At 70.0% G+C, this 23,664-nt stretch carries 17 protein-coding genes and 1 pseudogene; 4 read left to right on the top strand and 14 right to left on the bottom strand.

Annotation, left to right across the window (positions count from 1 at the left end; genetic code table 11):
- Positions 1-14 precede the first annotated feature (14 nt).
- The gene (locus tag AQJ64_RS01150; protein ID WP_055634534.1) at positions 15-1,031 is read right to left on the bottom strand and encodes a DUF8189 domain-containing protein; all 1,017 of its coding nucleotides are present in this window, start codon (positions 1,029-1,031) and stop codon (positions 15-17) included.
- A 77-nt stretch (positions 1,032-1,108) separates the two neighbouring features.
- Between AQJ64_RS01150 and AQJ64_RS01145 the strand changes: the two genes are divergently transcribed.
- Positions 1,109-1,507 carry a PIN domain-containing protein gene (locus AQJ64_RS01145; RefSeq protein ID WP_420876535.1) on the top strand — a complete coding sequence of 133 codons (399 nt, stop codon included), beginning with the start codon at positions 1,109-1,111 and terminating at the stop codon, positions 1,505-1,507.
- A gap of 7 nt (positions 1,508-1,514) precedes the next feature.
- Here the strand turns inward: AQJ64_RS01145 and AQJ64_RS01140 are convergent, their stop codons facing one another.
- The 9 genes from AQJ64_RS01140 to ngcE form a co-directional block, all read right to left on the bottom strand.
- Positions 1,515-3,032, bottom strand: coding sequence for an amino acid permease (locus AQJ64_RS01140; protein ID WP_055634533.1), 1,518 nt, complete (start codon positions 3,030-3,032; stop codon positions 1,515-1,517).
- Positions 3,033-3,273: 241 nt separating this feature from the next.
- Positions 3,274-5,202, bottom strand: coding sequence for a 1-deoxy-D-xylulose-5-phosphate synthase (dxs, locus tag AQJ64_RS01135; protein ID WP_055634532.1), 1,929 nt, complete (start codon positions 5,200-5,202; stop codon positions 3,274-3,276).
- 207 nt (positions 5,203-5,409) lie between these two features.
- Entirely contained in the window at positions 5,410-6,783 is a 1,374-nt protein-coding gene (locus tag AQJ64_RS01130; protein ID WP_055634531.1) for a sugar ABC transporter permease, read from the bottom strand.
- Complete coding sequence (locus AQJ64_RS01125) at positions 6,780-7,571, bottom strand: ATP-binding cassette domain-containing protein (protein WP_055634530.1); 792 nt, start codon at positions 7,569-7,571, stop codon at positions 6,780-6,782. Before AQJ64_RS01125 ends, AQJ64_RS01130 begins: the two co-directional genes overlap by 4 nt.
- Positions 7,572-7,841: 270 nt before the next feature.
- Positions 7,842-8,927 (bottom strand): sugar ABC transporter substrate-binding protein, encoded by a 1,086-nt coding sequence (locus AQJ64_RS01120; RefSeq protein WP_055634529.1) that lies wholly within the window; start codon positions 8,925-8,927, stop codon positions 7,842-7,844.
- A gap of 136 nt (positions 8,928-9,063) precedes the next feature.
- Positions 9,064-10,263 carry an ROK family transcriptional regulator gene (locus tag AQJ64_RS01115; RefSeq protein WP_055634528.1) on the bottom strand — a complete coding sequence of 400 codons (1,200 nt, stop codon included), beginning with the start codon at positions 10,261-10,263 and terminating at the stop codon, positions 9,064-9,066.
- Between the two features lie 316 nt (positions 10,264-10,579).
- Positions 10,580-11,506 (bottom strand): carbohydrate ABC transporter permease, encoded by a 927-nt coding sequence (locus AQJ64_RS01110; protein ID WP_055634527.1) that lies wholly within the window; start codon positions 11,504-11,506, stop codon positions 10,580-10,582.
- Positions 11,507-11,508: 2 nt separating this feature from the next.
- Complete coding sequence (locus tag AQJ64_RS01105; RefSeq protein ID WP_055634526.1) at positions 11,509-12,435, bottom strand: carbohydrate ABC transporter permease; 927 nt, start codon at positions 12,433-12,435, stop codon at positions 11,509-11,511.
- A gap of 37 nt (positions 12,436-12,472) precedes the next feature.
- On the bottom strand, positions 12,473-13,936 hold the full coding sequence (gene ngcE, locus AQJ64_RS01100) for an N-acetylglucosamine/diacetylchitobiose ABC transporter substrate-binding protein (RefSeq protein WP_055634525.1): 1,464 nt from the start codon (positions 13,934-13,936) through the stop codon (positions 12,473-12,475).
- A gap of 362 nt (positions 13,937-14,298) precedes the next feature.
- On the opposite strand from ngcE, the pseudogene AQJ64_RS52185 reads away from it, so the two are divergent.
- From AQJ64_RS52185 to AQJ64_RS01085, 3 genes and pseudogenes are all read left to right on the top strand, one after another.
- Positions 14,299-15,348 (top strand): annotated as a pseudogene (locus AQJ64_RS52185) (discoidin domain-containing protein); the annotation flags it as partial.
- Positions 15,349-15,542: 194 nt separating this feature from the next.
- On the top strand, positions 15,543-15,773 hold the full coding sequence (locus AQJ64_RS52570) for a hypothetical protein (RefSeq protein ID WP_055634523.1): 231 nt from the start codon (positions 15,543-15,545) through the stop codon (positions 15,771-15,773).
- The gene (locus tag AQJ64_RS01085) at positions 15,770-17,725 is read left to right on the top strand and encodes an alpha-glucuronidase (RefSeq protein WP_055634522.1); all 1,956 of its coding nucleotides are present in this window, start codon (positions 15,770-15,772) and stop codon (positions 17,723-17,725) included. The genes AQJ64_RS52570 and AQJ64_RS01085 overlap by 4 nt, the downstream gene beginning before the upstream one ends.
- Here the strand turns inward: AQJ64_RS01085 and AQJ64_RS01080 are convergent.
- From AQJ64_RS01080 to AQJ64_RS01065, 4 genes are read right to left on the bottom strand one after another with little or no spacing between them, the layout of a single operon-like run.
- A complete protein-coding gene (locus tag AQJ64_RS01080; protein WP_059202314.1) occupies positions 17,719-19,770 on the bottom strand; it encodes a beta-galactosidase in 2,052 nt (683 codons plus the stop codon). The two genes, AQJ64_RS01085 and AQJ64_RS01080, sit on opposite strands and share 7 nt — an antisense overlap.
- Positions 19,767-20,447 carry a hypothetical protein gene (locus AQJ64_RS01075; protein WP_059202313.1) on the bottom strand — a complete coding sequence of 227 codons (681 nt, stop codon included), beginning with the start codon at positions 20,445-20,447 and terminating at the stop codon, positions 19,767-19,769. Before AQJ64_RS01075 ends, AQJ64_RS01080 begins: the two co-directional genes overlap by 4 nt.
- Positions 20,444-22,006, bottom strand: coding sequence for a GH39 family glycosyl hydrolase (locus AQJ64_RS01070; RefSeq protein ID WP_079061401.1), 1,563 nt, complete (start codon positions 22,004-22,006; stop codon positions 20,444-20,446). Before AQJ64_RS01070 ends, AQJ64_RS01075 begins: the two co-directional genes overlap by 4 nt.
- Positions 22,003-23,655, bottom strand: a complete 1,653-nt coding sequence (locus AQJ64_RS01065) for an ABC transporter substrate-binding protein (RefSeq protein ID WP_055637520.1) — start codon at positions 23,653-23,655, stop codon at positions 22,003-22,005. The genes AQJ64_RS01070 and AQJ64_RS01065 overlap by 4 nt, the downstream gene beginning before the upstream one ends.
- Positions 23,656-23,664: the final 9 nt, after the last annotated feature.

The raw sequence follows: 23,664 nt of genomic DNA, 5'->3' as shown, positions 1-23,664 counted from the left end.
GAGGTGACGGCGGGTCAGACCTCCTGCCACGCCGTCAGCGCGAGCACCGGCTCGTCCTTGCGGCGGCTGAGCAGGAGGCGGCCGGTCGAGGGGGACAGGGTGGCGGCGACCACCCGGTCCTCGTGGTCCACGGCCAGCGCCACCTCGGCGTCCGAGGCCAGTTGGGGGCCGGACTCGGCCCACCAGGCCCCCGCCGACTCCTGTTCGGTGGGGTAGGCGGCGAAGGCGACCCGGCCGCTCGCGGAGCGCTGGGCGAGCAGGGTGCAGTCATGGCCGTCGAGTGCGCAGCGGATCGCGGCGACCGGACCGGCTCCGGCGGCGGCGAGCAGCGGGGCCGGCTTGGTGCCCGGGCGCCAGGCCCACACCTCGCCGGAGCCGTCCGTGTAGAAGAGGGTGGTGTGCTCGGCCGAGGTGGCGAGCGCCCGCAGGGTGCCGGGGCGGACCGGCGCCTCCAGGGCCTCCTCCAGCCGCGGCGGGCCGCCGGCCTCCTCCTGCCGCCAGTGCAGGATCCCGCCGGACACGGCCGCGTACACCTCGATCCGTCCCGACTCCCCCGCCACCGCGACGGGCGGCCCCTCGATGCCCTTGCCCCCGAGGTCCCGCCAGGGCTCCCAGCCGCCCTTCTCCTTCTGCACGAGCATGCCGAGCCCGGTGGCCTTGTCCTGGACGAAGACATGGGCGCGTCCCTCGGCGTCCACCGCGACGGCCGGCGGCCCGGTGCGGGCGCCCCGCCGGTCCGGGTGGCCGACGGGCGCCCAGTCCAGCGGGGCGAGCAGCGGCCGGTAGTGGACGGAGTGCACCAGGCCCGCCTCGGCCTTCACGGTGGGCCGCCAGGACACCAGATGCGCGTAGCCGTCGGCGCCGTGGCCGACGGCGAGCACCGGATGCACCCTCTGGTCGCCGCCGACCCGGCGCGGGCCGTCCCAGGGCCCGCCCGGTGCGCGTTCCGCGCGGCACAGGACGGCGTCGTCGGACGTCAGATAGACACTGAGCCGCCCGTCGCGGCCGCGTATGAGCCAGTCGCCGTTCACCCGTTCACTTTATGTCGGCGGCTTCCCGGCCACTCCCGGCGGGCCCGGGGCCGGAGCGTCCGTGGGACGCTGGTCCCATGGACGCCCCCGTGGACGACAGCCCCGCCCTCCTCGTGATCGTCGACGGCGCGAACGTGGTCGGGTCGGTGCCCGACGGCTGGTGGCGGGATCGGCGGGGCGCCGCGGAGCGGCTGCGGGACCGGCTGGCCGCCGACGGACTGCCGGGGCATGCCGGGCCCGTGGAGATCGTGCTCGTCGTGGAGGGCGCGGCGCGCGGGGTGGAGCCGGTGGCCGGGGTACGGGTGGAGTCGGCGGCCGGCAGCGGGGACGACCACATCGTCGGCCTGGTCGCCCGGGCCGACGGCCGCGCCCGCCTGGTCGTCACCGCCGACCGCGCACTGCGCCGCCGGGTGACGGACCTCGGCGCCGAGGTGACGGGCCCTCGTGCGGTACGGGGCCCGGCGGACGCCTCCTGAAGGACGCTCAGGCAGGCTCTCCTCCTCCGCGCACCTCGTCGGCCGTCGTCTCCTCATGGCGTCCGAGGCGGCTGTGCGAGCGGCCGTAGAAGAAGTAGACGAAGAAGCCGACGACCATCCAGATGCCGAAGCGGAGCCAGGTCTCGGCGGGCAGGTTGAGCATCAGCCACAGCGAGGCGCACACCGACAGGATCGGGACGACCGGCACCCAGGGGGTGCGGAAGGCGCGCGGCAGGTCGGGGCGGGTGCGGCGCAGGATGATCACGCCGATCGCGACGACGACGAACGCGAAGAGCGTGCCGATGTTCACCAGTTCGGCCAGCTCGCTGAGGCTGGTGAAGCCGGCCAGGATCGCGATGAGCACACCGAGCAGGATGGTCGGCCGGTGCGGGGTCCTGAAGCGCGGGTGGACGTGGGAGAAGAAGCGCGGCAGCAGTCCGTCGCGGCTCATCGCGAAGAACACCCGGGTCTGGCCGAGGAGCAGGATCATGCAGACGGTGGTCAGGCCGACGGCGGCGCCGAAGCTGATGAAGCCCGCGAACCAGGGGTGCCCGGTGTGCTTGAAGGCGTCGGCGAGCGGGGCGCTCACGGACAGCTTGCTGTAGTGCTCCATCCCGGTGACCACGATCGACACGGCGACGTACAGGACGGTGCAGATGATCAGGGAGCCGAGGATGCCGCGGGGCATGTCGCGCTGCGGGTTCTTGGTCTCCTCGGCGGCCGTCGCGACGACGTCGAAGCCGATGAACGCGAAGAACACGACGGAGGCGGCGGTGAAGATGCCCATCACGCCGAAGTCGGAGGGCGCCCAGCCGAACATCAGCTGGATCAGCGGCGCCTGGAGGTTGTTGCCCGCCTCCACGGCCTGCGCCTTGGGGATGAACGGGTCGTAGTTCTCGCCGTGGATGAAGAAGGAGCCCGCGATGATCACGGTCAGGACGACGGTCACCTTGATGGCGACGACGATCGAGGTCAGCCGCGCGGAGAGTTTGGTGCCGATCACGAGGATCACGGTGAGCAGCAGGACCAGGGCGGCGGCGAGGATGTCGAAGCCGAAGCCGCTGGCCCCCTCACGTCCGCTGAGCGCCGCCGGTAGATGCCAGCCGGCGTTGTCCAGCAGGGAGGCGATGTACCCGGACCAGCCGACGGCCACCACCGCCGTACCGAGCGCGAACTCCAGGACCAGGTCCCAGCCGATGATCCAGGCGGGCAGTTCACCGAGGGAGGCGTACGAGAAGGTGTACGCCGAGCCGGCCACCGGGACGGCGGAGGCGAACTCGGCGTAGCAGAGCGCGGCGAGCGCGCAGGCCACCCCGGCCGCGACGAAGGCCAGGGCGACGGCGGGTCCGGCGTTGTTCTTGGCGACCGTGCCGGTCAGGACGAAGATGCCGGTGCCGATGATGACGCCGACGCCGAAGACGGTCAGATCCAGCGCGGACAAGGACTTCTTGAGCGCGTGCTCTGGTTCCTCGGTGTCGAGGATGGACTGCTCGACTCTCTTCGTCCGGAAGAGGGTGCTGCTCACGGGTACCTCCCACGCTGTGTCGTCCTCGACATGATCGAGAGGGGCCTGGGGCCTGTCCGGCGGATCCTGTCGGAGACGCGGGGTCGATTCGGCACAGCGGCTTCCTCCGACATGATCCGCCGGACAGGCCCTAGGTCGTATGCCCCGGCGCGGGCGGGTTAACGCGAATGGGCCGGTTTCACCACTCTTCGCAGTGGTCGAACCGGCCCATCCGGGCGTGTCGGGTTGCCGTCGGCGGGCGTCAGTCGCGGGCGGGCTCCACGGAGTCCACCTCGGCGGCCTGGGTGCCGTACCTGCCGTCCAGCTTGGCCACGAGTCCGGTGACCTGGCGGGCGATGTCGGGGGCGGTCAGCCCGATCTCGGCCATCACCTCGGCGCGGGAGGCGTGGTCGAGGAAGCGGGGCGGGATGCCGAAGTCGCGCAGCGGGACGTCGACGCCCGCGTCGCGCAGGGCCTGGGCGACCGCCGAGCCGACACCGCCGACGCGGCTGTTGTCCTCGACGGTGACGACCACCCGGTGCCGCTCGGCGAGCGGGGCCATGGCCTCGTCGACCGGTTTGACCCAGCGCGGGTCGACGACGGTGGTGGAAATGCCCTGCCGGTCGAGCAGACCGGCGATCTCCAGGCACATCGGGGCGAGGGCGCCCACGGAGACGAGCAGCACGTCGGGCGTGTCGGTGCCCGGCTCGCGCAGCACGTCCATGTCGCCGACGCGTCCCACGGCGGGGACGGCGGGGCCGACGGCGCCCTTGGAGAACCGTACGACGGTCGGCGCGTCGTCGACGGCGACGGCCTCGCGGAGCTGGGCGCGGACCTGGTCGGCGTCGCGCGGGGCGGCGAGCCGGAGGCCGGGGACGACCTGGAGGATCGACATGTCCCACATGCCGTTGTGGGAGGCGCCGTCGGTGCCGGTGACACCCGCCCGGTCCAGGACGAACGTCACACCGCACTTGTGCAGGGCCACGTCCATCAGCACCTGGTCGAAGGCGCGGTTGAGGAAGGTGGCGTAGACGGCGAAGACGGGGTGCACCCCGGCGTGGGCGAGGCCCGCGGCGGAGACGGCGCCGTGCTGCTCCGCGATGCCGACGTCGTAGACCCGCTCCGGGAAGCGCTTGGCGAACTTGTCGAGCCCGACGGGCTGGAGCATGGCCGCGGTGATGGCGACGATGTCCTCGCGCTCCTCGCCGAGCCTGACCATCTCCTCGCCGAACACGGAGGTCCAGTCGGCGCCGGAGGAGGCGATCGGCAGACCGGTGTCGGGGTGGATCTTGCCGACGGCGTGGAAGCGGTCGGCCTCGTCCTGGAGGGCGGGCTGGTAGCCGCGGCCCTTCTCGGTGAGGCAGTGCACGATCACCGGGCCGCCGAAGCGCTTGGCCTTGGCCAGCGCGGACTCCAGCGCCTCGAGGTCGTGGCCGTCGATCGGACCGACGTACTTCAGGCCGAGGTCCTCGAACATGCCCTGGGGCGCGATGAAGTCCTTCAGGCCCTTCTTGGCGCCGTGCAGGGTGTCGAACAGGGGCTTGCCGACGACGGGGGTGCGCTCCAGGAGGTCCTTGCCGCGGGCCAGGAACCGCTCGTAGCCGTCGGTGGTGCGCAGGGTCGCGAGGTGGTTGGCGAGGCCGCCGATGGTCGGGGCGTAGGAGCGCTCGTTGTCGTTGACGACGATGACCAGGGGGCGGTCCTTGGCGTCGGCGATGTTGTTGAGTGCCTCCCAGGCCATGCCGCCGGTGAGGGCGCCGTCGCCGATGACCGCCACGACATGGCTGTCGCGGCCGAGGATCTCGTTGCCCTTGGCGATGCCGTCGGCCCAGCCCAGGACCGTGGAGGCGTGGCTGTTCTCGATGACGTCGTGCTCGGACTCGGCCTGCGAGGGGTAGCCGGACAGGCCGCCCTTCATCTTCAGCCGGGAGAAGTCCTGCCGGCCGGTGAGCAGCTTGTGGACGTAGGACTGGTGGCCGGTGTCCCAGAGGATCTTGTCCTTGGGGGACTCGAAGACCCGGTGCAGCGCGATGGTGAGCTCGACCACGCCGAGGTTGGGGCCGAGGTGGCCGCCGGTCTTGGACACGGCCTCGACCAGGAAGGTCCGGATCTCCTCCGCCAGCTGGTCCAGCTCCTCCGGGCTGAGCCGGTCCAGATCGCGCGGTCCCCTGATGCGGGTCAGCAGCGGCACCCGTGCCTCCTTGCACTAAAAGCTGTTCGAGCTGTTGCCGGGCTCGTCGAGTCTAATGTTCCGCGACCCGGCCCATGACACGACTATGCCCGGCACCTTGTGGGCGCCGGGCATCTGGTCCGACCGAAAGGGGCGCGGGGAACCGCGCGACACGCCATGGCGGCGAGTCGGCCGCGGTCCCACCGCACCCCGTACGGCGAGAGGCGCTTAACCGCGCCCTGCCGCCTTCTGCGACTTCCGGGACACCGAGTCGATGACCACCGCACCCAGCAGAACACCACCGGTGATCATGTACTGGATCGAGGTGTTCATGTTCAGCAGGTCCAGACCGGTCTGGATGGACTGGATGACCAGCATGCCCAGCAGCGCGGACCACACGCTGCCGCGCCCGCCGAAGAGGCTGGTGCCACCGATGACGGCCGCCGCGATGGCGAGCATCAGCGTGTTGCCGCCGCCGGCGCTGAGCGTGGCGCTCGCGGTCTGGCCGGCGAAGAACATACCGCCGATCGCCGCGAAGCCGCCGGAGATGGCGAACACGCTGATCCGGACCATCGGCACGTTGATACCGGCACGGCGCGCGGCCTCGATGCCGCCGCCGACCGCGAAGACCTGACGGCCGTAGGTGGTACGGCGGAGCACGAAGTCGACGATCACCAGCGCCGCGAGGAAGATCACCAGGGCGTTGGAGACGCCGGCCGCGTCGTTCAGGACGGCGGCGGAGACGAAGGCCGCCAGGGCGAGGGCACCCACGCGGAGCAGGATCTCGCTGGTCGGCCGGAACGGCACACCCGCGGCCTTGCGGCGGCGCTGCTCGTTGAGGTTGCCGACGAGGGACAGCACGACGGCGAGGCCGGCCAGCAGGTAGGCGCCGATGATGGCCTGGTCCATGAAGAAGGAGCTCTGGCCGAGCAGGTGGACCGGACCCGACTCGGACGGGATGTTGATCGTGCCGCTGTCGCCCAGCAGCCACAGCATCAGGCCGTTCCAGCCGAGGAAGCCGGCCAGGGTGACGACGAACGCCGGCACGCCGACCTTGGCGAAGAACCAGCCCTGGAGCGAGCCGATGGCGACACCGGTGATCACCGCCAGCACCAGCGACAGCCAGGGGTTCACTCCGTGGTTCACCGCGAACACGGCGAACAGGGTGGAGGACAGACCGCTGACCGAACCGACCGACAGGTCGATCTCGCCCAGCAGCAGGACGAACACCAGGCCGATGGCGAGCATGCCGGTGGCCGACATGAAGTAGCTGATGTTCGAGAGGTTGTCGGCGCTGAGGAAGCGGTCGTTCTGCGTCTGGAAGATCGTCCAGATGACGATCAGACCGACGACGACCGGCAGCGAGCCGAGCTCGCCGCCCTTGACCTTGCGCTTGAACTCGGTGAGGTAGCCCTTGAGGCCCTCTTCACGGACCAGCAGCCGCGGGTCGACGACGGCGACCGGCGCGGCCGTGGGGTCGTCGGCGGGCGCGACGGTGTCCTGCGTCTCGTCGACACCCTCGGTCTTGCCGAGCTTGGTGGCCGTACCGGCCTTCTCCGGCTCCGGGGAGTCGCTCTTCACGGTCTTCGACGTGTCGCTCACTGTGCCGCCTCCGCGGTGCGCCGCTCCGCGCGACGGGTCACGGCGTTGTCCGTGGCACCCGTGATCGCGGCGATGATCTCTTCGTGGCTGGTGTCCTTCACGGGGAAGGAGCCGTTGTTCTTGCCCAGGCGCAGGACGGCGACGGTGTCGGCGACCGCCTTGACGTCGGCCATGTTGTGGCTGATCAGGATGACGCCGAGGTTGCGCTCGCGCAGCCGCTCGACCAGGTCGAGGACCTGCGCGGTCTGCTCGACGCCGAGGGCGGCGGTGGGCTCGTCGAGGATGACGACCTTGGGCTCGCCGATCAGGGCGCGGGCGATGGCGACGACCTGGCGCTGACCGCCGGAGAGGCTCGCGATCGGGATGCGCACGCTCGGGATCCGGATGGAGAGCGTGGACAGCAGTTCGCGGGCGTTCTTCTCCATCGTCACCTCGTCGATGACGCCCCGGTGCAGCAGCTCGCGGCCGAGGTAGAGGTTGCCCACGACGTCGAGGTTGTCGCAGAGCGCGAGGTCCTGGTAGACCGTCGCGACGCCGAGACCCTGGGCGTCGTGCGGCTTGGTGATGCTGACCGGCTTGCCCTCCCACTCGATGACGCCCTCATCGATGGGGTGAACACCCGCGATCGTCTTGACCAGGGTCGACTTTCCTGCGCCGTTGTCGCCCACCAGGGCGACCACTTCTCCGGCGTGGACCTCCAGATCGACATCGGTGAGGGCCTGGACCGCACCGAATCGCTTGGAGACTCCGCGCAACGCCAGCACGGGCGTAGCGGACACGTGAACCATCTCCTTCGCCGCCTGACCGGCGGGGATGCCGCGCTTGGGGTAGTGCGCGGAGGGACGTGCGGGGTGCGGCGGGAGGCCGCGGTCCGCACGAGGTTTACAAGATGAACATGCGCGAATCCGCTGCGCTTGGCAACGGTTCCGTCCGACGCCCGCCCCGGCAGCGGGGTGTGAAGGTGGGGCAGGCGTCGGCGGGGTCTCGCGGGACCGCTCGGCGGTCTGGGCCCGAGCCCCTCGGCGGGACTCGGGCCGGGTCACGCGGGGTGCGCGTGATTACGACAGGCCGGCCTTCTTGCAGGCGGCGGCGTAGTCGGCGGTGCAGATGTCCGCGACCGTGTACAGACCGTCCTTGACGACCGTGTCCTTGATGTTGTCCACCGTGACGGACACCGGGGTCAGCAGCTTGGCCTGGACCTTGTCGCCGGAGCCGCTGGTCACCGTGGTGTCGGCGAGGGACTTGATGTCCTTGCCCTGGAGCAGGTTGACCGCGAGCTCGGCGGCGGTGTCGGCCTCGGGCTTGTAGGCCTTGTAGACCGTGGAGGACTGGGTGCCGGCGACGATCCGCTGGATGGCGGCGAGCTCGGCGTCCTGGCCGGTCAGCGGGATGCCGCTGATCTTCGCACCCTTGAGGGTGTTGGCGATGCCACCGGCCATGCCGTCGTTGGCGGAGTAGACGCCCGCGATGTTCTTGGCGCCCAGCTGGGTGATCGCCGCGGACATCTTCTGGGCGGCGACGGTGTCCTTCCACAGGCCGGACTGCTCGTAGGCGATGGTGACCTTGCCGTCGAGGGCCTTGTGGGCGCCGGCCTTGAACTGGGCGGCGTTCGGGTCGGCGTCGTCACCGTTGATCATGACGATCTTGGACTTCGTGGTCGCCTTGGAGCCGAGGGCGGCGAGCAGGGCCTCGCCCTGGAGCTGGCCGACCTTCTCGTTGTCGAAGGAGACGTACGCGCTGACCGGGCCCTGGGCGAGGCGGTCGTACGCGACGACCTTGACGCCCTTGTCCACCGCGGACTGGATGGAGGACTTGATGGCGGCGGAGTCCTGGGCGGAGATCACGATGACCTTCACACCCTTGGTCACCATGGAGCTCATCTGCTGGGCCTGCTTGGCCGGGTCGGCGGCGGCGTTCGCGTACTGGACGTCACAGCCGGAGCAGAGCTCCTTGACCTTGGCCTCGAAGTACGGCTTGTCGAACTTCTCGTAGCGCGCGGTGACGTTGTCGGGGAGCAGCAGACCGATGGACTTGCTGTCCGAGCTGCTGCCAGAGTCCTTGCCCTTGTCGTCGCCGGCCTTGCCGCACGCGGCAATCGACAGCGCCATGGACACGGCGGTGGCGCCGATCACGACTCTACGCATCGTTGCGTTCATTTTGGGGTGTGCCTCCCTGACAGGGCCGCAACGCTGCGGCCGAGGTGGCTCGAAGTCAACTCGGCCGCAAGTTCGACGTCAAGAAGTAAATACTTAACGAGATGGCAACGGCGTCATTCGTTCTCTAAGTGAAGGCAGCTGTCGCGGCCGACAGGGTGCCGTCCAAAAGGGTTGAATCACCCATCTCGCTGAGCGCGAGAGCGAGTGCTCCGAGCACTTCCGCACGACCGCCGAGTGCCCCCGGGAGAACGGTGAGTTGACGCGCCGCACTGGGGATCGCGTAGCGGCCGACGGACTCTCTGATCGGACCGAGCACCAGTTCACCGGCCTCGGCGAGATCACCGCCCAGGACCACCCGGCTCGGGTTCAGCAGGTTGCAGAGATTGGCGACTCCACTGCCGATGTGGCGGCCGACGTCGGCGATCACCCGACGGCAGCCCGGATCTCCGTCCCTGGCCAGCCGCACGACAGCCTCCATCGTGAGGTCCGTGCCGTGGCTGGACTGGAGCAACGGCAGCACATAGCGCGCGGCCGCGAAGGTCTCCAGGCAGCCCCGGTTGCCGCAGCGGCAGACCGGGCCGGATTCATCAAGTGTAATATGTCCGATTTCTCCTGCGGTGCCGCCCGGGCCGCGATAGATCTTCCCGTCGATCACCAGACCGGCGCCGACACCGCTCGCGACCTTGATGTAAGCAAGATCACGGACGCCCCGGCCACTGCCCCAGACCAGCTCGCCGAGGGCGCCGAGGTTGGCGTCGTTGTCCACGTGCACGGGCACGCCGAGGCGGCCTCTGAGCTCCTCGGCGGGTCTGGTGCCGATCCAGCCGGGGAGGATCGCCGAGGAGCCGAGCGTGCCGGACTCCAGCTCGATCGGGCCGGGGACGCCGAGCCCCACGCCCGCGATCTTCGAGTGGTCCACGCCGGTCGCCTCGATCAGCCGCATGACCAGCTGTTCCGCCCGGTCGAACCCTTGCGTCGAGGAGGCGTCCACATCCAGCGGCTCGGACTCCTCGGCGAGCACCTGATGGGCGAGATTGCCGAGAGCCACCCGTAGATGGGTGTGGCCGAAATCCACCCCGATGACAATGCCGGCGTCCCCGCTGAGCGATACACTCCGCGCCCTGCGCCCGCCCGCGGACGTGGGCGTGACCTCGACGGTTCCGCCGTCCTTGAGCTCGCGCACGATGTTGGAGACGGTCGCGGCGGACAGCCCCGTCGTCCGGGCGATCTCGGCCTGCGTCAGGGACCCGGCCAGACGCACGGCGCGTACGACCCGCTCCAGGTTGGCCCGATGCAGCGACGACTGCGACCCCGGAGTCTCCACGACGACCTCCTGCGCGCGGGATCGCTTCGATGAGATCCCGTCTATGTCCAACTAGTGAACTCTAAGCTGAGCCGTTCGGGTCCACTCCCGTCAAGAGGTTGAACAGTATCCGCACGCTCGAACAAGCGGGCCCGCGCTCACCCGAGAGAGCGTCGCGGGGTGTGCGGGGGTGGCTGCGGGGCGTTGCGGAAAGTGGCATTCCGGGTGTGAAGGGCTTCGGAGCGTGGTGATCAAAAGGGGTGGGAGCAGCGGAAAAGCGGCGTACACGACAACCCGCGCACCGGAGGTCCGTGTACGCCGCATGAAGACGCCGGGTTTACTTCAGGGCGCCCGCTGTCAACCCCTGCACGACCTGCCGCTGGAAGACGATGTACGCCGCGAGCACCGGGAGCATGGCCATGACCAGGCCGGCGAAGAGTCCCGACCAGTCACCCTTGTAGCCCTGGCTGACGGCCAGTTGGACGAGCCCCTGGGTCAGGACCCGTTTGTCGGGGTCGGTGTTGAGGACCGTGGGCAGCATGTACTGGTTCCACTGGCCGAGGAAGTTGAAGATGCCCACGCTGATCAGGCCGGGTTTCGCCATCGGCAGCATGATCTGGAAGAAGATCCGGGTGTGCGAGGCGCCGTCGACGAACGCGGCCTCCGCCACCGAGACGGGCAGGGTGCGGAAGAACGCCGTCAGGAAGAACACCGTGAACGGCAGCGAGTACGCGATGTACACCAGGATCAGGCCGTGCAGGGTGTTGAGCAGCCCCATGTTGTTCACCACGTAGAACAGCGGGACCAGCGCCAGCATGACGGGGAAGCTCATGCCCCCGATGAACAGGTAGTAGATGAACCGGTTGCCGGGGAAGTCGAAGCGGGCGAGGACATAGGCCGCCATCGAGCCGAGGACCAGGGTGCCGATGAGTGAACCGCCCACCACCAGAACGGTGTTCAGGAAGTAGTCGCTCATGTTGGCCTCGGTCCAGGCCCGTGACCAGTTGTCGAGGTGCAGGGTGCGGGGCAGCGCCCAGGGCGAGGAGAAGATGGACCGGTCGTCCTTGAAGGAGGTCATCACCGCCCACAGCAGCGGCAGCACGACCATCACGGCCCACAGGACGAGCAGGCCGTGCGAGAAGACGTTCAGGACCCGGCCTTCGGACTTCGGTGCCGCGGCCGGCCGGCCGGGAGTGCCGTCCGTCTTCGTGACGGTCACCGGGACAGGAGCGGGGGGTTCGGTCGTCGGTTCGGTCGTCTTCATGGTCAGTACTCCAGCCGCTCGCGCCGCCCGAGCCGCATCACGACGGCGGCGAAGGCCAGCGTCACGACGAGCAGGGCGACACCGATGGTGGTGGCGTAGGCGGCCTGACCGTCACGGAACGCCTTCTGGTACACGTACAGGACCATGACGGTGGTCGAGTAGTCGGGGCCGCCGGGGCCGGTCGTCATGATCTGCACGACGGCGAAGGACTCGGCGCCGAGGGCGAGGATGCCCAGGTAGACCCAGCCCGACTGGACGGTGTCCCAGAGCAGCGGCAGGGTCACCCGGAAGAACGTGTCGGCCCGGTCCGCGCCGTCCAGCAGGGCGGCCTCGTACAGGTCGGCGGGGATGGAGGCCATGCCCGCCGAGAACAGGACCACGAAGAAGCCGACCGTGGACCAGACGAGGACCGCCATCACGCACCACAGCGCGAGATCCGGATCGCCGAGCCAGAGCGGCTGCACTCCGCCCAGGCCGATCCCCCGCAGGAACGAATTGATCGCCCCGCTGTCCGGGTTGTACGCGAAGGCGAACAGCAGCGCGACGATCGCGATGGACAGCACCTGCGGGAAGAAATACACGATCTTGTAGAAGGAGGAGCCCCGGACGCCGGAAACGGCGGGGCCCCCTTTTCTTCGCCGCCCGCCGGCATTGATCATGAAGGACAGGAACAGCGCGAGGCCGATCGTCACCAGGGGGACCAGGAGCGCGAACAGCAGGCTGTGCCAGAGGGACTTCCAGAAGATCTGGTCGTCCAGCATCCTGCGGTAATTGCCGAGGCCGACCGTCTTGAATTCGGGACTCAGGCCGGTCCAGTCCGTGAACGAGTAATAGATGGACTGGATGAACGGCCAGATCACGAAGAGCGCGTACAGTCCGAGGGGGAGCGCCAGGAACCCCACGATGAACCGGTACTTGCCGTGCTGCATCGCCACTCCGGTGCCGTCGTGAATACGGATGCCCGTGCTACTGGTGCTTGTAGTGCTTGATCGAGGTGTCCTTGGCGGCGGCGTCGGCATATCCCTGGATCTTGTTGATGGCCTCCACGGGAGTGAGCCGTCCGGCCATCATCTCGCCGAGACCGCCGACGCCGATCTGCTCCTTCTGCAACTGGACGTACCAGTCCTGGAGCCTCGGGTTGACCACGTTGTCGCCGGCCTTCTCCAGCGCGGCGACACCGGACTTCAGGCCGGGGGTGAGGGTGATGCCGTCGGTGCCGCCGTTGTACGCGGTGAGCGACTTGACCTTGGCGGTGAAGTTCCTGGAGGAGGCCTCGCTGAGCATGATGCGCAGCTGTTCCATGCCGCCGGAGCCGTTCTCGGCCTTGGCCGGGACGACGAAGGGCTCGCCGCCGGAGGCCCAGATGGTGCCGAAGGGCATCGCGTCGGAGGAGTCGATGCCGGTGGGCGCGGAGACGGCGAGGTCGAAGTCGGCCGGGATCACCTTGGCCGACTCGTTCTCCACCCAGGAGCCGTTGGGGATGAACAGGGCTTTGCCCTCGGCCCAGGCGGTCTGCGACTGGATGTGGTCCAGGCCCGGGGTGCCCTTGAGGACGTAACCCTTCTTGTAGAGCTCGTAGTACGCCTCGAAACAGGCCTTGACCGCCGGGTGCTTCCAGGCGTTCGGCTCCAGGTTGTCGATGGCGTCGAGGACTTCGCGGCCGCCGACCTTGCCGATCATCGGATAGAGCGAGAACGGGAGGTAATACGGGTACTTGCCCGCGTATGTCCAGCCGGCCATGCCCTTCTTCTTGGCCTTCTCGCAGACCGCGAGCATCTCGTCCCAGGTCTCGGGATAGGCGGCGTCCAGCGAGTCCAGGGCCTTCTGGGAGTACCAGACGCCGTAGACGGTGTAGGCGTAGTACATGATCCAGACCGGGTCGCCGTCGAACTGGCCCATCTCGACGATGCCCGGGCGCAGGGTGTCGCGGACCTTCCTGGCCGGATCGTCGTACGACGGGGCGTCCAGCAGCGGGGTGAGGTCGGCGAGCTGCTTCTTGCCGACCAGGACGCCCATGTCCATCTGCTCGGCGCCGGAGTTGTCGATGAGGTCGGGCGGGGTGCCCTGGTTGAAGCGGGGCTGGAGCGTGGACTGGATCTTCTGGGTGGCCGAGAACGTCACCTTCGCCTTCGGGAAGTCCTTCTCGTAGATCTTCACGGCGTCCTCGGCGTACTCCTTGCCGAAACCGCCGTCGAACAGCACGAATTCCATCTGGGCGGTCTCATTGACCGCCAGGGGGTTCTTCGCCGTCTTCTTTCCGGCCTTGGCCTTGTCCTCGTCGCCGGCACCGCTGCTGGCGCACGCGGACAGAAAGCCGAGCCCGGGGACGGAGATCAGGCCGAGTGCGGCGGACCGCCTGATCAGATCGCGGCGGCCGAAATCCGCCGATGCGCCGTTCACGGCACCGTGGTGCGCGGAGCTGGATCCCATCCTCAAGTCCTCGCCTTCTCAGGTCGAGCAGAGTCGTCGCGGGTCGCGTGAATCGCCGACAGGTATAGTCCACTCCCCTCCGAAGGAGCAAGATCGAGGGCAAGGTCGGCCATGGGTCTTTTCCGAGTTGAGACCTCCCGGAAATATGAAGCATCCCCGGCCGCCTTGCCGGAAAAATCCATGACATGTGCCCCGTCCGGCGCAATCAACATCCTTGACATCACCCGTCACTTGCCCCCTACTGAGGGCTACGCACCACACTGGACAACGTTGTCCGGAGGCCCTGGTCCGGGCGGGGAGGATGCTCACGCATGCAGTGGTTCGGACGGTTACGCACGGTGGCGATCACGGCCATCCTCGTCATGACGGCCGGCGCTCCGGGGGTGGCGGTCGCCCGGCCGGCGCACCTCCCGCCTCCCGCCCGGGCGTTCGCCTCCTCGTTCGAGGCCGGCCAGCCCGCTCCGGACTGGACCAGCACGCCCGAGCGGGCGTCGGGGGTCGACGGCGGCTACGCGACCGGCGGGCTGCCCGGTGAGGTGACCGACCGGGTCACCGGGGTCCGGGCGAGCGCCGAGAACACCGCGGGCGGCGAGGTGAAGGAGAACCTGGCCGACGGCGAGCCGAGCACCAAGTGGCTGACGTTCGCGGCCACCGGCTGGGCCGAGTTCGACCTGGACGCCCCGGCCGCGGTGACCACGTACGCGCTCACCTCCGCCAACGACGCCGCCGAACGCGATCCGGCCGACTGGACCCTGAGCGGTTCGGCGGACGGCAGCACCTGGACGGTCCTCGACAGCCGCTCCGGCGACGACTTCACCGAACGTTTCCAGACGAAGACGTACCCCCTCGCGGCCCCGGCCGAGTACCGGCACTTCCGGCTCGACGTCACGAAGAACCACGGCGCCGACATCCTCCAGCTCGCCGATCTGCGGCTCGCGACGGGCGGGAGCGACGGGCCGGTGCCGCCCGACATGCTCACCGTCGTCGACCGGGGCCCGAGCGGCTCCCCGACGGCCAAGGCACGGGCCGGGTTCACGGGCGTGCGGGCGCTGCGCTACGCCGGGCGCCACACCGCCTCCGGCCGGGCGTACTCGTACAACAAGGTCTTCGACGTGAACGTCCGGGTCGGTGCCCGGACCCGTCTGGCGTACCGGATCTTCCCGCAGCTCGCCGACGGCGAGCGGGACTACGCGGCGACGAACGTCTCGGTCGATCTGGCGTTCACCGACGGCACCTACCTCAGCGGGCTGGCGGCGGTGGACAGGTACGGCTTCCCGCTGTCGCCGCGCGGGCAGGGCGCGGCGAGGAACAGCGCGGGCAACGTGTACGTCCAGGGCCTGAAGGTCGACGGCCGTACCTGGACGTCGACCTCGCTGCCCCACTCGCTCCTCGCCGAGGGCGGCACCCTGGAGTTCGCCATGGGTCCGCGTCCCTCGGCCTGGGGCAGCGGGAAGAACGCGGCGCCCGTGTCGATCACCCGTGACGACCGGGTGCCGACGCCCCCGATGCGCTCACCGGCTCCGGCGCCCTGGCCGACAACACCTCCGGGACGGCCGCGACCGTGTCCGGCGCCGTCGCACTGCCGAGCGGGGGTGCCACGAAGGCCGTGCAGTACACGCTGACCTCCGCCGAGCGGGCGAAGGCGCCCACGGGCTGGCGGCTGGAGGGCTCCGCCGACGGGACGACCTGGAAGACCCTGGACCGCCGCAGCGGGCAGACCTTCGCCTGGGACCGGCAGACCCGGGCGTTCGATGTGGGGTCGCCGGGTAGGTACGCGAGGTACCGCTTGGTGTTCGACGGCGAAGTCCGTCTGTCCGAGGTGGAGTTGCTCTCTTGAACGGGATCGATCCCGGCTGGCTGCCCCCGGAGGCCTTTCGGCCGCTGGGGGCCCGGCGCGTCCTGATCGCGGGCTCCGGTCCCCTGGTCGACACCGTGCGCCGGGAAGTGTCCGACGCCTGCGCACGGTTCGGCGGGGAGATCGTCCGCGACGGCCCGTACGACCTCCTGTTGCGGCTGCCCGACGGCGAACCCGTGGGAGACGAGGAGGAGTTCACGGTCGCACGGGAGGGCGGTGCGACGACGGTCACCGCCTTGGGCGGGCGCGGACTGCTGTACGGCCTGTTCCAGGTCGTACGGCTCGGCGAGGAGGCGTTCTCGGGCGCCCTCCCCCGTGAGGTGCACCGCCCCGCGACGGCGCTGCGCATGCTCGACCACTGGGACAACGTGGCCGTGCACCCGGTCATGGGCCAGGTGGAGCGCGGATACGCGGGCGGTTCGCTGTTCTGGCGGGACGGGCGGGCCCGGGAGGACTTCGCGCGGATCCGGGCGTACGCGAGGCTGCTCGCCGCCTGCGGGATCAACGCCGTGTGCGTCAACAACGTCAATGTGCACGCCGTCGAGGCAGAGCTGCTGACCGACCGGATCGGCGAAGTGGCGGCGATCGCCGCCGAGTTGCGGCCGTACGGCATCCGGACGCATCTGTCGGTGACCTTCGCCGCGCCGGTCGTGCTCGGCGGACTGTCCACCGCCGATCCGCTTCAGGAGGCGGTACGGCAGTGGTGGGCGCGGGCCGTGCACGGGGTGTACGAGGCGATCCCCGACTTCGGCGGGTTCGTGGTGAAGGCCGACTCGGAGGGCCGGCCGGGGCCGTTCACCTACGGGCGCAGTCACGCGGACGGCGCGAACCTGCTGGCCGGCGCGCTCGCCCCGTACGGCGGCACGGTGCACTGGCGGGCCTTCGTCTACGACCACCGGCAGGACTGGCGGGACCGCACGACGGACCGGGCGCGGGCGGCGTACGACCATTTCGCGCCGCTGGACGGGGAGTTCGCCGGCAACGCGGTGCTCCAGGTCAAGCACGGGCCGATGGACTTCCAGGTGCGCGAGCCGGTCTCACCGGTGCTCGGGGCGCTGTCGCGTACCCGGTCGGCGGTGGAGGTGCAGGCCACCCAGGAGTACACCGGGCAGCAGCGGCACGTGTGCTGGCTCGGGCCGATGTGGAGCGAGGTGCTGCGGTTCCGGCCGGAGGGCGGGGCCGGGCCGACCGTCGGCGAGTCGGCGCGCGATCTCGTCGCCGTGTCGAACGTGGGCGACGATCCGTTCTGGACGGGGCATCCGCTGGCCCAGGCGAACCTGTACACGTTCGGCAGGCTGGCCTGGCGGCCGGACGCCGATCCGTACCGGGTCCTGGACGAGTGGATCGGCCTGACGTTCCCGTCCGCGCCGGAGCGGCTGGCCGACGGGCTGCACGCGGTGCTGGACGGCTCCTGGCGGACGTACGAGAAGTACACGGCCCCGCTCGGGGTGGGGTTCATGGTGCAGCCCGGGCACCACTACGGGCCGAGCGTCGACGGCTACGAGTACAGCCCGTGGGGCACCTACCACTTCGCCGACCGCGACGGTGTCGGCGTCGACCGCACTGCGGCGACCGGGACGGGGTACGCGGCCCAGTACGCCAAGCCGTGGGCCGAGGTGTACGAGTCCGTGGCGAGCTGTCCCGACGAGCTGCTGCTGTTCTTCCACCATGTGCCGTACGGGCATGTGCTCAGGAGCGGGAAGACCGTGATCCAGCACATCTACGACACCCGTTTCGAGGGCGTCGAGGAAGCCGAGGAGGCCCGCCGGGTGTGGGCGGGCCTCGCCGGACTGATGGCACCGGCCCGGCACGAGCGGGTGGCGGAGCTGTTCGAGGAGCAGGTGCGCAGTGCCCGCGAGTGGCGGGACCAGCTCAACAGCTACTTCCTGCGCAAGTCCGGGGTGCCGGACGCGCACGGGCGGACCATCTACTGAAGCCGCAGGACGGCGACGCCGAGCGGGTCGAGCGGGAGCGGTTCGCCCTGCGCCACCGGCTTTCCGGTGAGGAGGTCGGTGGCGGCGGTGTGGGCGGCCGGGCGGATGGGGCGGGTGGTGTGGTTGAGGAGGAACAGCAGACGGGTGCCGTCCGGCGCGGTGCGGTATGCGGTCTCCAGTCCGCTGTGTACGGCATACGGTCCGATCAGGCCGTGCCGGTCGAGGACGGAGCGGACCACCCGGTCCACGCTGGGCTGGTCGAGGGCCGTGGCCACGTACCAGCCCTCGCCCGCGCCGAAGGCGTGCCGGGTCACCGCCGGGGTGCCCTCGTAGAAGTCCGCGCGGTAGGTGCCGACGGCTTCGGCGCCGCGCAGCCGCACCAGTTCGAAGACCAGCCGTGCCTCGCAGAGCGTGCCCTCCAGGTCGACGGGCTGGACGACGTCCCCGGGGCGGGCGTCCCACTCGTCGATGCGGATGCCCAGGAGCGGGGCCAGGGGGCCGGGGACGTCGGTGAGGAAGGCCCGGTCGTGGGCGTCGGAGCGGGCGGTGAGAAAGGTGGCGAGGACGGTGCCGCCGCGCCGGGCCAGCTCCTCCAGGCGCTCGGCCAGGTCGCCCTTGATCAGGTGCAGGACGGGGGCGAGGACGACGTCGTAGGGGGTGAGGTCGGCGGTGACGGGCACGACGTCCACGTCGGCGCCGGCCTCGCGGGCGGCCCGGTAGTAGGAGTGCACGACGTCCAGGTAGCGGACCAGACGGGAGGGACCGTCGGAGATCTCCAGGGCCCACCAGCTGTCCCAGTCGAAGAGGAGGGCGGTGCGGGCGGGGGTGCGGGCGCCCAGGGTGGCGGTGCCGATGGCCTCCAGCTCCCGTCCGATGGAGGCGACCTCACGGAAGACCCGGGTGTCGTCGCGGCCCGCGTGGCCGATGACCGCGCCGTGGTACTTCTCGCAGGCCCCGCGTGAGGCGCGCATCTGGAAGTAGAGGGCCGCGTCGGCGCCGTGGGCGATCGCCTGGAAGGTCGCCAGCCGCAACTCCCCCGGCCGGCGCAGGGGGTTGACGTCGCGGCAGGCGGTGGTGGACGGGGTCTGCTCCATCAGCCAGAACGGGGTGCCGTCCTTGAGGCCGCGCATCAGGTCGTGAGCGAGGGCCGCACGGGTGGGCGGGGCGTCCAGCGGAGGGTAGTTGTCCCAGGAGGCGAAGTCCAGCTGGGGCGCCCAGCGGTGGTAGTCCAGCGGTCGGTGGGCGCCCATGAAGTTGGTGGTGACGGGTGTGTCCGGGTCATGGGCGCGGATCGCCTCCTTCTCGGCGGTGAAACAGCCGAGCAGGGCGTCGGTCATGAACCGCTGGTAGTCGAGGGTGATGCCCTGGAAGGCGGTGTGGTCGGGGCCCCGCCAGTGCTCGGTGAGGGCGCTGGGCGGCTCGATCTGCTCCCAGTCGCTGTAGCGGTGCGACCAGAAGGTGGTCCACCAGGCGTCGTTGAGGGCGTCCAGGGTGCCGTGCCGGTCACGCAGCCAGACCCGGAAGGCCTCGGCACACCGTTCGCAGTAACAGGCGCCGCCGTACTCGTTGTTGATGTGCCAGGCCAGCAACGCCGGGTGCCGGGCGTAGCGTTCGGCGAGACGGCCGGCCAGCGCGGTGGCGAGCCTGCGGTAGGCGGGTGAGCTGGGGCAGAAGTTGTGGCGCTGGCCGTAGCGGTGCCGGCGGCCCTCGAAGTCGGTGCGGTTGACCTCGGGGTAGGCCTTGGCGAGCCAGGGCGGGAGGGCGGCCGTGCCGGTGGCGAGGCAGATCTGGCGGCCCTCGGCGGCGGCGCGGTCGAGGATGCGGTCGAGGGCGGTGAAGTCGTAGCGGTCCTCGGCGGGTTGGGTGAGGGACCAGATGAAGACGCCGACGGTGAGGGTGTCGATGCCGGCCCGGGTGAAGAGACGGTGGTCCTCGTCCCAGACCTGCTCCGGCCACTGCTCGGGGTTGTAGTCGCCGCCGTAGGGGATCTTGGGGGTGCGCGGGAGGTGCGCGGGGCGCGGGGGGTTCTGGCCGGGCTGGCTCATACGGTGAAGTCCTCCTCGGTCTCGGCGGTCACCGGGCGGCCGGCGTGCAGCAGGGAGAGCAGCAGCGGGGCGGCGAGCAGGGCGGGCAGTGCCTCGGTCAGCAGGGCGGTCAGGCCGGCGGCGAGGACGAGCAGGGAGGCGGCGGCCAGGGTGACCTTCCCGTGCCGGACCGTGAAGTACGCGGCGAGGCGGGCGGTGTCACGGGCGCGGAACGTGAACAGCGAGGTGAGGAGCAGGGCGTGGGCGCCCCAGAGCAGCGCGGCCACGCCGATGAGCGCGAGCAGGGCCGCCCACCAGCGGGGCAGGCCGGTGGCGGAGAAGTGGGTGAGGGTGAAGGCGATCACCGTCAGCCAGGTCAGCAGGGGGGTCCAGAGCTTGAGGACGGGGATGGCGTTGAGGCGCCAGCCCCGGCCGTAGACACGGGCCGGATGCAGGTCGGTGAGGTCGCGGCTGCGGTGGTGGAGGGCGTACAGCGCGGCGGAGGCGGCGGGGCCGAGCGGCAGCAGACAGAGGGCGGCGAGGGGCAGGTTGGCGGGGTCGGGGCCGAGGAAGAGCAGGCCGGCGAGGCCGGGGGCGGCCGCCGCGAGGAAGAGGGCCTCGACGGTGAGCAGTGTGTGGACCAGGGCGGCGGCGCGGGAGAGGACGCCGGTGCCGAAGTCGGTCGCCGTACCGCTCATGAGGGCTCCCGGCCCAGCAGCCGTCGCTCGTCCCACCACGGCGGGGTCTCGTCCCTGACCGGGGTCAGTTCGACGAGGGTGATCTCATGGCGGGCGAGGGTCAGGTCCAGTTCGGTGCGGCCGTCGTGGACGGGCAGCCGCCCATGGCTGCGGGCGGGCTCGGCGGCCTCGTGCAGGACGTCGAGCTGTGCGAGGCCCGGGGAGCGGGGGCTGCCCAGGTGCCGCCAGGCCGTGTATGCGTTGCCCCGTTCATCGTCGACGGTCGACCGGCGAACGAATACCTCGCCTTCGCCCCCGCCCCCGCCCCCGTCCCCTTCCCCTTCCCCGTTCCCGTTCCCGTTCCCGCCCACCGGCAGCGACAGCCGCAGCCCGTGTCCCTCGGGTCCCTGCGTCGCACCGGTCGGGTCGACCGGCGCCCAGGCGAGGACGGTGACCCGGCCGTCCTCGTGCCGGGTGACGAGATGGTCGTCGCCCCGGGTGAGCAGGTCGGGGCCCATCCGGGCCATGAACGCGTACAGGTGGTAGACGGGCTTGCGGACCTGCCGGTGGGTGAGCAGCCCGAAGCCGCCGTGGAAGAGGGCGGTGGGGACCCCGGCCTCCTCGAACATGTCGCTGAACGTCCAGTAGGAGAACGAGTCGACGAGGTCTCCGCCGCGGGCCAGCACGGGGGCCAGATAGGCGGCGTGGAAGGCCGTGTCGTGGACGGGGTTGTCGGGGCGGTAGGAGGAGTTGAACTCCGTTATGTGCACCGGTAGTTCGGCCAGCCGGGTGCCTTTGAGGCGGTCCCGGGGCGTGGCGAACTGGTCCAGCAGGTCGGTCGCCGGGGCCAGGGTCTGGTGGACGCCGAACGGCACGTGCCGGGCGGGACCGGAGGTGTAGGCGTGCTTGGAGACGAAGTCGACGGGCACCTCGCGGTGTGCGGTGAACTCGGCGAACCGGTCCAGCCAGTCGTCGGCGCCCGGGGAGATCGCGGGGCCGCCGACCTGGAGCCCGGTGTCCACCTCCTTCACGGTGTGGGCGGTGACCTCGTACAGCCGGTGGTACGCCTGTTCGTCCGCGCCCTGCCAGAAGTCGGCGAGGTTGGGCTCGTTCCACACCTCGATCGGCCAGCTGCGCACCTCGTCGACGCCGTAGCGGTCCACGAGGTGGCGCAGGGTCGCACGCACCAGGTCGGCCCATTCCCGGTGCGAGCGGGGCGGGGTGACATGCCCCCGCCACCAGAAGACCGTCTGGTCTCCGGACGCCAACTCCTGCGGCATGAAGCCGAGTTCGAGGAAGGGGCGGATGCCGAGCGCCAGATACGCGTCGATCACCTGGTCGACATAGGTGAAGGAGTGGTGGACGTGCCGGGCGCCCGCGTGGTCGTAGGGGCGGTACACGCCCATGCCGTCGCTGAGCAGACCGTGGCCGCGGATGTGCCGGAATCCGATGTCGCGCTGGAGGAGGGCGAGGGAGTCCTGGTAGTCGCGGCGCAGGGCGAGTTCGATACGGCCGGTGCCGACGCAGGTCCGCCAGGCGTCGGAGAGCCGGCCGGCCGGGGCGGCGGGGACCCGGATCACCCGTTCTCCTTCGTGAAGCGGTCGCGTGCCTTGTTGTGCAGGTCGACGAGCCGGTCCATGTTCTTGGCCTTCAACTCGGCGACGTAGGCGTCCCATTCGGACAGCGGACGCTTGCCGAGGGCGAACTTCAGGGTGTTCTGGACGACGTGGTCGCGCAGCGGGGTGTCCCAGAGGGTGGCCTGCTCCTGCTCCACGGACCGGAGCGGATGGGCGGGGCCGATGGGGAGTTGTGCGCGCTGGGCCATGGCGTCCTGGAACTTCTTCTCGTCCGGGCCGAAGGAGGAGGAGACCAGGGCCCAGCTGCCGCCGTAGGTGAAGACGCCGTTGAAGAAGCCGTAGTCCTTCTGGAGGTCCTTCGGGGCGTCCGGGTCGGAGCCCATCAGGCTGATACCGGGCTTCAGCTCGTAGGTGTCGCCCGAGACGGTGTACGTCGTGCCCTCGACACCCCACTTGGCGAAGCGCTGGCCCTCGTCGGAGTACCAGAGCCAGTCCACGAACTGGATCATCGCGACGAAGGTGTCGCTCTTCAGGGCCTTGCCGGCGATCATGACGCCGTTCTCCAGCCGGGCCCCGCCCATCACCACCGGGCCGGCCGGGCCGAGCGGCACCGGCACCATCTCGATCGTCGCGCCCTTGACCTGTTTCTCCAGGTTGTAGCGGTAGTTCTGGACCAGCTCCTGCGGATTGGCGCTGATCGCGAAGGACTTCTCGCCGAGCAGTTTCTGCACCGCGTCGTCGTCGGTCTGGGTGAAGCTCTCGGGGTCGATGAGCTTCTCGGCGACCAGCTTCGCCAGATACTCGACCATCTGGCGGTAGCCGTCCGAGGCACCGGTGAAGACGAAGGCGTCCTTCTTCGCGTCCCAGCTGATGTTGTCGTACGTCCAGCCCGCCCTGACGCCGTACGCCTGGCCGAGATAACTCATCAACGCGGCGGCCGGATAAGGGGTGTTGATGCTCCAGCGGTCGGAGAGCGGATAGCGGTCGGGGTACTCGGCGCGGATCGCCCCGAAGACCTCGTACACCTCGTCCCAGGTGGTGGGCAGGGCCAGGCCCAGCTTCTGGAGGACGTCGGTGCGCAGCGACAGCGAGTAGCCCGACTTGACCTTCTCGTGCAGTCCGGGCAGCAGGTAGTACTTGCCGTCGGCCTGGCGGATGGAGTCGAGTTCCGGCTCCAGCTTCCATTTCCGCACCTTGTCCTGGAAGTTGGGCATCAGGTGCACGTACTCGCTGACCGGGAGGATCGCGCCCGAGGACACGAAGGCGACCTCGGAGGGGTGGTACGTCTTGGGGATCAGGAACGGGGCGTCGCCGGCGCCGATGAGGACGCTGCGCTTCTTCTCGTAGTCGGCCAGCGGGACCGCGATCGGCTTCAGGGTGACGCCGGTGCGCCGGGTGAGTTCCTTCCAGAACAACCAGTCGTTCTTCAGCGGGTAGGTGGGGTTGTTGTTGTGCAGCACCGGGAACGACAGCGGTTTCGCCGCCTTGAACTGCTCGCCGACGCGGTACTCCTTCATCGCGCCGTCCCGCTTCTTGGAGAGGTCCTTGGAGTCCCCTCCGTCGTCGCCGCCGCAGCCGGTGAGACCGGCGAGGCCGACGAACCCCGCGGCGGCCAGGATCTGACGCCGTGACAGCTGACCTGCGTTCTTCACGGATACTCC

This window comes from Streptomyces griseoruber (assembly GCF_001514205.1).
GTDB lineage: Bacteria > Actinomycetota > Actinomycetes > Streptomycetales > Streptomycetaceae > Streptomyces > Streptomyces griseoruber.
This window is presented reverse-complemented; position numbering and strand designations above follow the sequence as displayed.

Coding starts and splice junctions, on each gene's coding strand:
- AQJ64_RS01120 (WP_055634529.1), bottom strand. CDS start 8,927: ATGCGTAGAGTCGTGATCGGCGCCACCGCCGTGTCCATGGCGCTGTCG.
- AQJ64_RS01080 (WP_059202314.1), bottom strand. CDS start 19,770: ATGAGCCAGCCCGGCCAGAACCCCCCGCGCCCCGCGCACCTCCCGCGC.
- AQJ64_RS01145 (WP_420876535.1), top strand. CDS start 1,109: ATGGACGCCCCCGTGGACGACAGCCCCGCCCTCCTCGTGATCGTCGAC.
- AQJ64_RS01075 (WP_059202313.1), bottom strand. CDS start 20,447: ATGAGCGGTACGGCGACCGACTTCGGCACCGGCGTCCTCTCCCGCGCC.
- AQJ64_RS01125 (WP_055634530.1), bottom strand. CDS start 7,571: ATGGTTCACGTGTCCGCTACGCCCGTGCTGGCGTTGCGCGGAGTCTCC.
- AQJ64_RS01105 (WP_055634526.1), bottom strand. CDS start 12,435: ATGCAGCACGGCAAGTACCGGTTCATCGTGGGGTTCCTGGCGCTCCCC.
- ngcE (WP_055634525.1), bottom strand. CDS start 13,936: ATGGGATCCAGCTCCGCGCACCACGGTGCCGTGAACGGCGCATCGGCG.
- AQJ64_RS01110 (WP_055634527.1), bottom strand. CDS start 11,506: ATGAAGACGACCGAACCGACGACCGAACCCCCCGCTCCTGTCCCGGTG.